Origin of the sequence: uncultured Desulfovibrio sp., assembly GCF_949282365.1 — a bacterium.
Lineage (GTDB): Bacteria > Desulfobacterota > Desulfovibrionia > Desulfovibrionales > Desulfovibrionaceae > Desulfovibrio.
This window is the reverse complement of record NZ_CASDOY010000001.1, coordinates 173,719-185,542: the sequence shown is the minus strand read 5'-3', so window position 1 is coordinate 185,542 and position 11,824 is coordinate 173,719. Positions and strand designations below refer to the sequence as shown.

At 63.0% G+C, this 11,824-nt stretch carries 11 protein-coding genes and 2 tRNA genes; 12 read left to right on the top strand and 1 reads right to left on the bottom strand.

The window, feature by feature from the left end; translation table 11 throughout:
* Positions 1-97: 97 nt before the first annotated feature.
* Both ricT and metG read left to right on the top strand, forming a co-directional pair.
* A complete protein-coding gene (gene ricT / locus Q1X76_RS00805; RefSeq protein ID WP_300717472.1) occupies positions 98-1,174 on the top strand; it encodes a regulatory iron-sulfur-containing complex subunit RicT in 1,077 nt (358 codons plus the stop codon).
* 12 nt (positions 1,175-1,186) lie between these two features.
* Positions 1,187-3,145 (top strand): methionine--tRNA ligase, encoded by a 1,959-nt coding sequence (gene metG, locus Q1X76_RS00800; RefSeq protein ID WP_300717471.1) that lies wholly within the window; start codon positions 1,187-1,189, stop codon positions 3,143-3,145.
* Between the two features lie 372 nt (positions 3,146-3,517).
* On the opposite strand, the gene Q1X76_RS00795 is transcribed toward metG, so the two are convergent.
* Positions 3,518-3,718 carry a hypothetical protein gene (locus tag Q1X76_RS00795; protein ID WP_300717470.1) on the bottom strand — a complete coding sequence of 67 codons (201 nt, stop codon included), beginning with the start codon at positions 3,716-3,718 and terminating at the stop codon, positions 3,518-3,520.
* Positions 3,719-3,799: 81 nt separating this feature from the next.
* On the opposite strand from Q1X76_RS00795, the gene Q1X76_RS00790 reads away from it, so the two are divergent.
* From Q1X76_RS00790 to Q1X76_RS00745, 10 genes are all read left to right on the top strand, one after another.
* Positions 3,800-4,594, top strand: coding sequence for an undecaprenyl-diphosphate phosphatase (locus tag Q1X76_RS00790; protein ID WP_300717469.1), 795 nt, complete (start codon positions 3,800-3,802; stop codon positions 4,592-4,594).
* A gap of 92 nt (positions 4,595-4,686) precedes the next feature.
* A tRNA-Met gene (locus Q1X76_RS00785) sits at positions 4,687-4,763 on the top strand.
* Positions 4,764-5,279: 516 nt separating this feature from the next.
* Positions 5,280-5,356, top strand: a tRNA-Met gene (locus tag Q1X76_RS00780).
* A gap of 284 nt (positions 5,357-5,640) precedes the next feature.
* On the top strand, positions 5,641-5,859 hold the full coding sequence (locus tag Q1X76_RS00775) for a hypothetical protein (protein ID WP_300717468.1): 219 nt from the start codon (positions 5,641-5,643) through the stop codon (positions 5,857-5,859).
* A 6-nt stretch (positions 5,860-5,865) separates the two neighbouring features.
* Positions 5,866-6,594, top strand: a complete 729-nt coding sequence (locus Q1X76_RS00770) for a tripartite tricarboxylate transporter substrate binding protein (RefSeq protein ID WP_300717518.1) — start codon at positions 5,866-5,868, stop codon at positions 6,592-6,594.
* 63 nt (positions 6,595-6,657) lie between these two features.
* On the top strand, positions 6,658-7,107 hold the full coding sequence (locus tag Q1X76_RS00765; RefSeq protein ID WP_300717467.1) for a tripartite tricarboxylate transporter TctB family protein: 450 nt from the start codon (positions 6,658-6,660) through the stop codon (positions 7,105-7,107).
* A gap of 10 nt (positions 7,108-7,117) precedes the next feature.
* On the top strand, positions 7,118-8,626 hold the full coding sequence (locus tag Q1X76_RS00760) for a tripartite tricarboxylate transporter permease (RefSeq protein WP_300717466.1): 1,509 nt from the start codon (positions 7,118-7,120) through the stop codon (positions 8,624-8,626).
* Between the two features lie 608 nt (positions 8,627-9,234).
* The gene (locus tag Q1X76_RS00755; RefSeq protein WP_300717465.1) at positions 9,235-10,101 is read left to right on the top strand and encodes a substrate-binding domain-containing protein; all 867 of its coding nucleotides are present in this window, start codon (positions 9,235-9,237) and stop codon (positions 10,099-10,101) included.
* Entirely contained in the window at positions 10,091-10,852 is a 762-nt protein-coding gene (locus tag Q1X76_RS00750) for a 4Fe-4S binding protein (RefSeq protein ID WP_300717464.1), read from the top strand. Before Q1X76_RS00755 ends, Q1X76_RS00750 begins: the two co-directional genes overlap by 11 nt.
* Positions 10,849-11,739 (top strand): radical SAM protein, encoded by an 891-nt coding sequence (locus Q1X76_RS00745; protein WP_300717463.1) that lies wholly within the window; start codon positions 10,849-10,851, stop codon positions 11,737-11,739. Before Q1X76_RS00750 ends, Q1X76_RS00745 begins: the two co-directional genes overlap by 4 nt.
* Positions 11,740-11,824 lie beyond the last annotated feature (85 nt).

The following is an 11,824-nucleotide window of genomic DNA, read 5'->3' as shown; positions in this document are numbered from 1 at the left end:
GGGGCAGACAGGGGGCCGGGCGGCATGTGTTGACAGCGGCACGGATATGCCCGATGAATGGGAATTCAGATCATTCCCGCAACAAAGATTGAAGACTATGCCAATATACGGTTTGCGCTTTCGCGCTTTGGGACAGACCCTGTACCATACGGGCCCCGCTGATCTGGCCGTGGGCGATCATGTGCTGATCGCGGCCGATCAGGGCCAGGCTCTGGCTCAGGTGGTCTCCGGTCCTTACGATCATGTGGCCGGTGTGGAGCAGGAGAGCCTGACGCCCATCGAACGCCGGGCCACGGAAGCGGATATGGCGGAAGGCCGCAGCAATGAGGAGCTGGCCCGCGAGGCCACGGAATTCTGCCGCCAGTGCATCCGTGACCGCCGCCTGGACATGAAACTGGTGGATGTGGAAGTTTTTTTTGACCGCAGCAAGCTTATTTTCTACTTTACGGCCCCGGCACGCATCGACTTTCGCGAGCTGGTCAAGGACCTGGTGCGCGAGTACCGCGCCCGTATCGAGTTGCGCCAGATAGGCGTGCGCCATGAGACCCAGATGGTGGGCGCGGTGGGCAACTGCGGCATGGTCTGCTGCTGTCGCCGCTACCTGCGCAAGTTCGCGCCCGTGACCATCCGCATGGCCAAGGAACAGAATCTGTTTCTCAATCCGGCAAAGATATCGGGTATTTGCGGAAGGCTGTTGTGCTGCCTCTCCTACGAGCAGGAAAATTACGACCGCTTCCACCATAACTGCCCGCGCCTGGGCAAGAAATACCAGACCACCCAGGGCACCATGAAGGTGCTGCGGGCCAATATGTTCCGCAATTCCCTGTCCGTGCTCAACGAGAACAATGAGGAACAGGAACTGACCCTGGACGAATGGCAGGCCCTGGATCCCCATCGCCCCGATCCCCATCCCGGCAACGCCCAGCCGCGCCAGCAGCCCCAGCAGGCGCAGAAGCCGGCCCAGGGGGACGGCCTGCTGGTGGTCTCCGTCACGCCGGAGAATGTGGACGATCCCGACCTGTTCGCCGACGTGCTGCCGCCCGACGCGCCCCTGACCGCCGAAACGGCGGCCCGGCCGCAGGCACAGACCGAAGCCGCCCCCGCAGAAAACAGCAAAAGTCGCCGCCGCCGTCGCCGCAAGTCGCAGCAACGGCAGGACGGCGTTGCCGAATAAACGGAGTCAGACGTGAAAAACTTTTATATCACCACCCCCATCTACTATGTGAATGCCAAGCCGCACCTCGGGCATGCCTATACCACCATCGTGGCCGACTCCCTGTCGCGTTTCCACAAGACCCTGGGCGAGAACACCATGTTCCTGACCGGTACGGACGAGCACGGCGACAAGATCGTCAAGGCCGCCGAAAAGCAGGGCGTTTCCCCCAAGGAATTCGTGGACGGCATCAGCGCGCTTTTCCAGAAGCTGTGGCCGCAGCTGGGCATCGAGAACGACGGTTTCGTGCGTACCACGGACGAGGACCACAAGGCCCGCGTGCAGCGCTTCTTGCAGCAGGTCTATGATGCCGGGGACATCTACTTTGGTGAGTTTGGCGGTCATTATTGCTATGGCTGCGAGCGTTTCTACACGGAAAAGGAGCTGGAGAACGGTCTTTGCCCCCAGCATCTGACCAAGCCGGAATTCATCAGCGAGAAGAACTACTTTTTCCGCATGTCCAAGTATCTGCCCTGGCTGCGCGAATACATCGAGAGCCATCCCGATTTCATCCGGCCAGAGCGCTACCGCAACGAAGTGCTGTCCATGCTGGAATCGGGCGCGCTGGAAGACTTGTGCATCTCCCGGCCCAAGTCCCGTCTGACCTGGGGCATCGAGCTGCCCTTCGACAAGGACTACGTCTGTTATGTCTGGTTCGACGCCCTGCTGAACTATATCAGCGCCCTGGGCTGGCCTGACGGCGAAAAGTACACGACCTTCTGGCCCGGCGAGCATCTGGTGGCCAAGGATATCCTCAAGCCCCACGCCGTGTTCTGGCCCACCATGCTCAAAGCCGCGGGCCTGCCCGTGTACCAGCATCTGAACGTGCACGGCTACTGGCTGGTTCGTGATACCAAGATGTCGAAATCCTTGGGTAATGTCGTTGAACCGCTGGAAATGCGCCAGAAATACGGCCTGGATGCCTTCCGCTATTTCCTGCTGCGCGAGATGCACTTCGGTTCCGACGCCTCCTTCAGCGAGGAAGGCATGGTGACCCGCATCAATGCCGACCTGGCCAATGACCTGGGCAACCTCTTCAGCCGCGTGCTGTCCATGACGGCCAAGTATTTCGACAGCAAGGTGCCCCAGCCCGGCGATTTCAGCGAGGACGACAAGGCCATCATCGAGCTGTGTGCCACGGCCATGACCAACTATATCCAGCTGTTCGGCAATACCCAGTTCGCCCAGGGCCTGGATTCCCTGTGGGATCTGGTGCGTGCGCTGAACAAGTATGTGGATTCGCAGGCGCCGTGGACCCTGTTCAAGCAGGGCGACAGCGTGCGCCTAGGTACGGTCATGTACGTGCTGCTGTCGGCCATGCGCAAGGTGGCCCTGTGCCTGTGGGCCGTCATGCCCGACGCCTCCCGCACCCTGCTGGAACAGCTGGGCCAGCAGCCCGGCGACGGCCCTGTGACCACCGCCCTGGAGGCGGAAGCCGCCACGTTCGACGGTCTGCTGCCCGGTACCGAGGTGGCGGCCAGCTCCAACCTTTTCCCGCGCATCGACGTCAAGGCCCTGCAGCAGGAAGCCCAGGCGGCCCCCAAGGCCAGGAAGGAAAAAAAGCAGGAAGCCGCCAAGGCCGCTCCGGCCGAAGCCGGGCAGGGCGGCGAGATCAGCTTTGACCAGTTCAAGGCCGTGCAGATGTGCGCCGGGACCGTGGTCGCGGCGGAAAAGCATCCCAATGCCGACCGTATCCTGCGCCTGGAGATCGATTTTGACGAAGGCCAGCCGCGTCAGATCCTGTCCGGTCTGGCGGACCACTACAAGCCCGAGGAACTGGTGGGCAAGCAGGTCATCGCCGTACTCAATCTGCCGCCGCGCAAGATCCGCGGCCTGATGTCCAACGGGATGGTGCTGACCGCGGAAAAGGACGGCAAACTCTCCGTGCTGACGCCTGCCGCGCCCGTGCCCAACGGCAGCCAGATCGCCTAGGGCTGTTCCGGCCTTCCGGGCATGAAAAAAGCTCCCCTGTCCTTTTTCGGGGCAGGGGAGCTGTAGCAGAGAAGGGAGGGAAACGGCTTCCTTGGCCGTGGCCTTCCCCTTTTTTGAAAAAGCGGTGCTGCGGCAGAGGACCGGGCAGCGGGGATTGCAATGCGGCGCATTTCCATCTATAGGGCTGCCGCGGACCCTGATGCCGTCTACCCCGGTATATCGCGGCGTCCCGTATGCAGAGGCCGGTGGGGACGGACGACGGCGGGCGAACCTCCCGGGGCCGGCGCCACAGGGCAGGCCAGCCCGGGAAGGCGGCCGGTGGATGATAGGGGGCGCTCTTGCGCCGCAGGACAGGTGATCGCGGCGAGACGGCTAGGCGCTTTTTTCTCCCTGCGCCTTTCCCTGCTCGAACAGGCGTCCCAGTGCCGCCGCATCCAGCGGGTTGAGATTGAAGCGCATCCCGGCTTCGTCCAGAAGGACGGCCAGGGATTTTTCAGGATACAGGGCGCGCTGTTCCGCCAGCCAGGCGGCGGCACGCCGTACCAGTTCCGAGGCGGGCATGATGGTTGCCATGGGCTCCTCCTTGTTGAGCGCCAGTGTAGCCGAGTCCGCGCCGGGAAACAACGGGTCCCCGGACCCAAAGGACAAACAGGTATGGATAATTTGTGGGTTGCGTTCATCCTCAGCATCGTGGAAGGGCTGACGGAATATCTGCCGGTCTCGTCCTCGGGCCATCTGGTGCTGGTGGGCGATCTGCTCAACTTCAGCGGCGAAAAAGCCTCGACCTTCCAGGTGGTCATCCAGCTGGGGGCCATCATGGCGGTGGTGGTGCTGTATTGGGGGCGCTTCTGGGGGCTGCTGCGTCCGCAGCCGGGCGTGGCCTTCGCGGGCCTGCGCGGCATCTGGATGCTGGTGCTGACCTGCATCCCTGCCTGTGTGCTGGGCCTGCTGCTGCATGCGCAGATCAAGAGCCTGTTCACGCCCGGCATGGTGCTGATACCCTTCGTCATCGGCGCGCTGCTGATGATTTTTGTGGAGCGTCGCCAGTTCCGCACCCGCTACGAGACCCTGGACGACATGACGCCCGGCCTGGCCTTCGGTATCGGCTGCTTCCAGTGCCTGGCGCTGTTCCCCGGCTTTTCGCGCTCGGCGGCCACCATCATGGGCGGCATGATCCTGGGGGCCCGCCGTCCGCTGGCGGCGGAATATTCCTTCATCGCCGCGGTGCCCATCATGGTGGCGGCCACGGGCTTTGACCTGCTCAAGAACCTGCATTTGTTCACGGTGGCGGACATCCCCTTCTTCGCCGTGGGCATGATCGGTTCCTTCATTTCCGCCCTGATCGCGGTCAAGGCTTTCGTGAGCCTGGTGGGGCGCATGACCCTGGTGCCCTTTGCCGTCTACCGCCTGTTGCTGGCGCCCTTCATCTGGTATTTCATGGTGCATTAAAAAAAATCGCCAAAATGTGAAAAAATGCTTGCCAAACAGGGACGACTTCTGTAGAAACATCCCTGCGTTGAGTTTGCGCACAACGCTGTCACGGCAAGGTAGCTCAGTTGGTCAGAGCATGCGGTTCATACCCGCAGTGTCGGGGGTTCAAATCCCTCCCTTGCTACCAGAAGATAATGGAAGCCCGGGAAGTTCCCGGGCTTCTTCGCTTTTGCGGCAGGGCACGCCGCGTGAACACGGCAGGACGCACGGTAGCGGCAGGCTCTCGCGGCGGATGATGTCCGCGCATGGGCAAACGGCGCGCGGGCGTCAGCGGTCGTGCCGCGGCGAGGAGCGAAAACTGGCGGAAGTGCCGACGCTCCCGGCCGTAGCGAAAGTGCGTAGTGACCGGGACGTGCTTCCCCAGCGTGCCGGCGCTTTCCGGTTGCGCAACGCTCCGGCAGGCCAGAGCGGGCCGGTCAGGCACGGCGACACACCTTGCCCGCGTGGGCGCCTGGGCGCGATGTCCGAACGCAAGGGTAAGTCGGGCAACAAGCCCTTGGAGACGTGGAGCGACACCCGATGTCCGCACGCATGGGGAAGGGCGTCGTCGTCATGCCCGAGCCAGGCGGCAAAAAGTGCTTGCCAAACGACAGTGTCTTCTGTAGATGGATGCGTGCACCGCGTGGCAGGCGGTACACAATACGGCAAGGTAGCTCAGTTGGTCAGAGCATGCGGTTCATACCCGCAGTGTCGGGGGTTCAAATCCCTCCCTTGCTACCAGCGAACCGACGGCGGGCCGGAGTTTTCCGGGCCGCTTTTTTGTTTTGGCGGGTGGCCTTGCCGGGAGGGGCTTCCTGTCCTTTGCCCGTCGCGGGCGCGGCCTGCGGCCCGGGAAAGGACAGGACCGGAACGCCGTCTGCCGTACAGGGCGGCCCGGAGCGTACGCGCAGATGACGCGCCTTCCTTGACGCCATGACGAGGAGGCGGTAAGGAAAAACGGCACTTCCCGATACATGAAAAATTGCGCGGGATTGCCGTAACCACCTGTTCCTGGAGGAGGGAACATGAAAAAGATACTCGCTTTCCTTGTTGTGGCCCTGCTGGCCATGCCCCTGGCGGCTTCCGCGTGGAGCCCGGACGGCGACGTGACCGTCATCGTCGCCTACAAGGCCGGTTCCGGTACGGATACCGGCGCCCGCCTGCTGGCCTCGCAGGCTGAAAAATATGTGGGCAAGACCCTCATCATCAACAACCTGCCCGGCGGCGACGGCAAGATCGGCTAGACCGAGCTGGTCAATTCCAAGCCCGACGGCCGGACCATCGGCTTCATCAACCTGCCCACCTTCACCACCCTGGCCGTGCAGCCCGGTTCGACCTTTGCCGTCAGCGACGTGGTGCCCGTCTGCAACCAGCTGAGTGAGACCGGCGTGGTGGTCGTGCGTGCCGACAGCCCCTGGAAGAGTCTCAAGGAACTGGTGGACGCCTGCAAAGCCAAGGGCAATCTGCGTTGCTCCACCAACGGCGTGGAAGCCTCCAACCACACCGCCGCCCAGCTGCTGGCCACGTCCGCCGGCTTCAAGTACAAGGCCATCCCTTACGGCGGTACCGCCGACCAGCTGCTGGCCCTGCGCCAGGGCGAAGTGCACTTCTCCTGCGCCAAGGAAGCCGATGTGGCCCCCCTGTGCAGCGGCGACAAGCCTGAACTGCGCATCTTGGGCGTGTTCAACACCGCCCGTCTGCCTCACTATCCTGACGTGCCCACCCTGGGCGAGCTGGGCTATTACAAGGAATGGTACGGTTCCGCCCGCGCCCTGGTGCTGCCCAAAGGCACCCCGCAGGAGATCGTGGACTTCTATGTGGACGCCTTCCGCAAGACCATGCAGGACCCCGCCTGCGTCGAAGCTCACAACAAGGCCGGCATGAGCCTTGATTTCAAGGACAACAAGCAGCTGGCCGAGCTCATCGCCGCGCAGGAAGCCTTCTGCCGCGACGTGGTCTCCAAGCTGTACAAGAAGTAGTTTCTGTCATGTCCCGGCGGGGAAGGGCGACCTTTCCCGCCGTTTTTCATTCAGGCGGTCCGTATGAAACGATCCGATATCGGCGTGACGGCACTGGTGTATGCCTTCACGCTCTTTTTTCTTTACATGACCCTGGAGCTGCCGCCGGACGCGCAGACCTATCCGCTCTGCCTCATCACCGGTCTGCTGGTCCTCAATACCTGCTATCTGGGGCGCTGCCTGTGGCGGGTGCGCCGCCAGTGGGGCGTCATCAATGACCTGCCCGAGCTGTTCGCCGGTTTCCAGTGGAAACAGTTCGGCTTCATCTGCCTGGGCTGCGTGTTGTATATGCTGCTCATGGAGGTGGCGGGCTTCTATATCGCCAGCATTTGCTACCTGGTGGGTACGCTGGCTTTTTTGCGCGTGCCCCGCTGGCATATCGTGCTGACGGTGGCGGTCATGGCCGCGCTCATCTACGCGGTGTTCACGCTTTTCCTCAAGGTCCCGCTGCCGGTGGGCCTGTTGTTCTCGTAAGGGGATCGTCATGACGGATACTTTGGCTCTCATGGGGGCGGGCTTTTTGCAGGCCATCGCGCCCATCAATCTGCTGGCCATGCTGGCGTCCACCATCGTGGGCATCACCATCGGCTGCCTGCCCGGTCTTTCCGCGGCCATGGGCGTGGCCCTGCTTTTGCCCGTCACCTTCGGCATGGACCCGGCCACAGGCCTGATCGTGCTGGGCGGCATCTATTGCGGCGCCATCTTTGGCGGTTCCATCAGCGCCATCCTCATCCACACCCCCGGCACGCCCGCCTCGGCGGCCACGGCCATCGAAGGCTACCAGCTCACCCTGCGCGGCAAGGCGGCCAAGGCCCTGTTCACCGCCTGCTTCGCCTCGTTCTGCGGCGGTCTGCTGAGCTGCATCTCGCTCTATTTCTTCTCCCCCCTGCTGGCCCAGCTGGCCATGAAGTTCAAGAGCCCGGAATACTTCTGGCTCTCGCTCTTCGGCCTGACCATCATCGCTGGGGTGTCGTCCAAGTCCATCCTCAAGGGGCTCATCTCCGGCGGTATCGGCCTGCTCATCTCCACCATCGGCATGGATCCCATGGAAGGGGTACCGCGCTTCATGTTCGGGCAGGCGACCCTCTATAACGGCGTGAACACCACCTGCGCCCTTATCGGCCTGTTCTCCATGTCGCAGGTGCTCATCCTGGCTGAAAAGCGTATTGTGCAGCGGCCCAAGGCCTCGGCCATGACCGACCGTTTCGGCCTGAGCAAAGCGGAATACCGGCGCATCTCGCCCACCATCATCCGGTCGTGGCTCATCGGCAACATCGTGGGCATCCTGCCCGGCGCGGGGGCGTCCATCGCCTGCTTCATGGGCTACAACGAGGCCCGGCGCTTCTCCAAGCACAAGGACGAATTCGGCAAAGGCTCCATTGAAGGCGTGGCGGGCTCCGAGGCTGCCAACAACGCCGTGACCGGCGGTTCCCTCATCCCCACCCTGACCCTGGGCATCCCCGGCGAATCCGTGACCGCCGTGCTCATGGGCGGCCTCATCATCCACGGCCTGCAGCCCGGGCCGGAACTGTTCACCACCTATGCCGGCATGACCTATACCTTCTTCGCCGGCTTCGTGCTGGTGCAGTTCTTCATGCTGGGCGTGGGCATGCTGGGTTGCAAGGGCTTCGCCCAGATCTCGCGCCTGTCGGACGCCATCCTCATCCCGTCCATCTTCCTGCTCTGCGTAGTGGGCTCCTACGCCATCCACAACAATGTGGTGGAAGTGGTCATCATGCTGATCTTCGGCGTCATCGGCTATCTGGCGCGCAAGTTCGACTTCAATGCCGCGGCCATCGTGCTGGGCCTGATCCTGGGCCCCATCGGCGAGCGCGGCCTGCGCCGCTCCCTGCTCCTCAGCGACGGGGACCCGTCCATCCTCTTTTCCACGTCCCTGTGCTGGGTGCTGATCGCCCTCTGCGTGCTGGGCGTGCTCTCGCCCCTGCTCATGGAGCGCATGGAACGGCGGATGCGGGAGAGCGCTGAAAGTTAGGTCGCGCACAGGCAGCGGCCCTGTCCCCGAAGGAAGTCCGGGAAGCGGCGGCGGGCTTTCCTGGAGGACAAGCGTCATGCATGGAGCATGCGTGCCCGGGCGGCAGTTGCGGCAGATGCCGCAGCTGCCGCCCTTGGTATGGAAAGGAAAACGCATCCGGGCCCGTCCGTGACCGGGGCAGGCCGGACACGGCAGCAGTGCCGGACACGGCCGGGAACATGCCTGGCAGGCGCGGAGGGCGTTGCACCGGCTTTGGCGGAAGGCTTTTTTGCCATGTCGAAAAAGGCCCGCCCGTCATTGACAGACTGCTGTGCTCTCAGTAATTTTTTATAAACAACGAATGAAATATGCTGCGCTGCGCCCGTCAAAACCATGTATCCGCCTTCCTGACCTGTACCATGCGGGATCTGCATGGAGCAGCGGCCCGTCACTCTTTCCTCTTTTTCCCTTCCGGTTATGTCTGACAACGCCTTTCAGGGGGCTGGAAGTCCCGGTAGTGTGTCAGATGATTTTTCTTCCTCGGTCAAACCGTCGTCAGGCTCATCTGATGCTTGCCGGCTGTTTGGGTGGCGCATCGGCAGCCATCTGTTTTCAACCGAGGAGGAACGATGTCTTCAGATCATGAAGAACAGCAGGGCGGACGTCGCGCTTTTTTGCGCGCCGGGCTCGCCGGAGTTTTGGGCAGCGCCGTGGCCGGTGTCCTGCCGGCACAGGCGCAGGCAGCTCCCAGGACGCTCCATGTCTGGTCGTGCGGCGGTCTGGCGGAAGCCATGATCCCCGCCCATGCCGCATACCGTCAGGCCACATCCGTTGAGGTCGCCTATACCGGGGCCTTTGCCGCGGTCCTCGGCAAATCTCTCCTTGCCAGCGGTCGTACCGACGTGTTCGCCGGACGCGTGCTGGCTCTGGCACGGAAGCTGCGCAAGGCAGGCCGCATGAAGTTCTTTGTACCGCTCTGCTTTACCAGTTATGTCATCGTGGTCCCCAAGGGAAATCCTGCCAATATCAAAAGCGTGGACGATATGGCCCGCCAGGGGGTGAGGGTGGCCATGGCGCCCAAGGCGTCGCCTCCAGGCGGTGATGCGGCCAACGGCCTGCTCAAGGCGGCAGGCGTGCTCGAGGCAGTGAAGCGCAACGTCGTCAACCCCGGCAGCTGCGTACAGCGCAGCGTGATGGACGTCTGTACCGGCAAGGCGGATGCCATGATCGTCGAACGGCGCATCACGCGCATGCCCGCCTTCGGCCCCCATCTCGATCTTGTGGAAATACCGGAAAAATTCTATCCGGCAGGTCCGCTGACCTTCACGGTGGGCCTGATGGAGGAGGCGGAGGATATCCCCGCGGCTGAAGACTATATCCGCTGGATATCAGGTCCTGAAGGCGGCGCGTATTTCGACAGGGCGGGTTTCATCCCGGCCTCCTCGGCAAAGGGACAGGAGCTGGTGGAAAAGCTGGGGGTGAAAGATGTCGCCTGAAAAAATGATCGAAAAAAGTCGCGTCGGCATCCTGCGGATCGTGAACAGGGTCGTCCTCTGGGCTTCCTTGCTCTTTCTGGGCGAGTGGGGCCTGTACGGCCTGTTCCGCTGTCCCTTCGTGGTCCCCTTCGTGAGCTGCCAGAATTGTCCCGTCATCACCTGCCCCGGCCGCCTTGCCTCCATGTTCTGGGGCTTCTGGGGAGCGTGGCTGGCGGTGGCCGTCTTTTTCGGCCGCGCGTTCTGCGGCTGGCTCTGCCCGGGAGGGCTGGCCAACCGGATCGTCGGGAGCTTCGCCTCTTTCAAACTGTCCGTCGAGACGCGGCAGATGCTCCCGTACGGCAAGTATCTGCTGCTCATAGTGGCCTTATGGGTCTGGTTCGTCGTGGGCCAGCCCAGGACCAATGTCCCCATCCGTGTGGGGGAATTCTGGGCCTCCATCGGCCTTACCTTTGAGCACGCTTCGGACCTGTGGCTGTTCCGCACGTCCCTGGTGCTGTTCTTCCTGGCCGCGGGGATCGCGATCTCAGCGGCATGGTGCCGTTTCGTCTGTCCTTTCGGGGGCGCGCTTGAACTGTTCAAGCGCTTCTCCGTCTTCAAGGTCTACAAGACGTCGGACTGCAATGACTGCGATGCCTGTCGCCGGTCCTGTTACATGCGCACGAGGCCGGAAGAGGCGAACTGCACGAACTGCGGCGACTGCCTCGGCGCCTGTCCCCGGAAGTGCATCCACATGGGCAGGAAGCAGGCATGAACGCAGCGTCGGTGCATCCCTGTTTCAATCGTTCCCTGCGCGGGACCCACGCCCGCATGCATCTTCCTGTGGCGCCGCGCTGCAATATCTCCTGTGCCTATTGCAGCAGGGAATATTCCTGCATCAACGAATCGCGCCCTGGCGTGAGTGCCGCGCTGCTGTCACCGGAACAGGCATTGCATGAAGTGCGTATCGCCGTATCCCGCCTGCCTGAACTTTCCGTCATCGGTATCGCCGGACCGGGGGATCCGCTGGCAAATCCGGCGGAGACCCTGGAGACGCTGCGTCTGGTCCGCAGGGATTTCCCGCAGTTGCTGCTCTGCCTGTCGTGCAACGGACTGGCCCTGCCTGCCTGCGCCGAAGAACTCGTCAGGCTGGGCGTGCGGCATGTGACGGTGACGGTGAATGCCGTGGATCCCGCCATCGGCGCGCGTATCTGCCATATCGTGGACGACAGGGAGGCGGCAGGGCTGAGCAGTGAGGAAGGGGCGCAGCTGCTGCTTGAGAGACAGGAGCAGGGCGTGCGCAGGCTCAAGTCTCTGGGTGCGACCGTGAAGGTCAATACGGTCGTCATCCCGCAGGTCAACGAGGCGCACGTCCCTGAAGTGGCGGAGCGCGTGCGGGCCTGGGGCGCCGACCTGATGAACTGCATCCCCATGATCCCCGTTCCCGGCACGCTGTTCGGCGGGTTGCCCGAACCGGATCCCGAGCGGATGAAGCGCCTGCGCGAAGCCGCCGGACGCTTCCTGCCGCAGATGAGCCATTGCGTCAGATGCCGGGCCGATGCTGTCGGACTGTTGGGCGCGCGCGGCACCATCATGGATCTCCACGGCCCGGAACACACCGGCGGAGAGAAGTTGCGCCACTGCATGCACCGTGTGGTCTAGGAAGGCCCACGGACGGGAGGCCTTCACGTCATCGGGGTTGCGGGCCCGGCGGGACCTGATGTGGTGACGGATAGCTGGCGTCGCC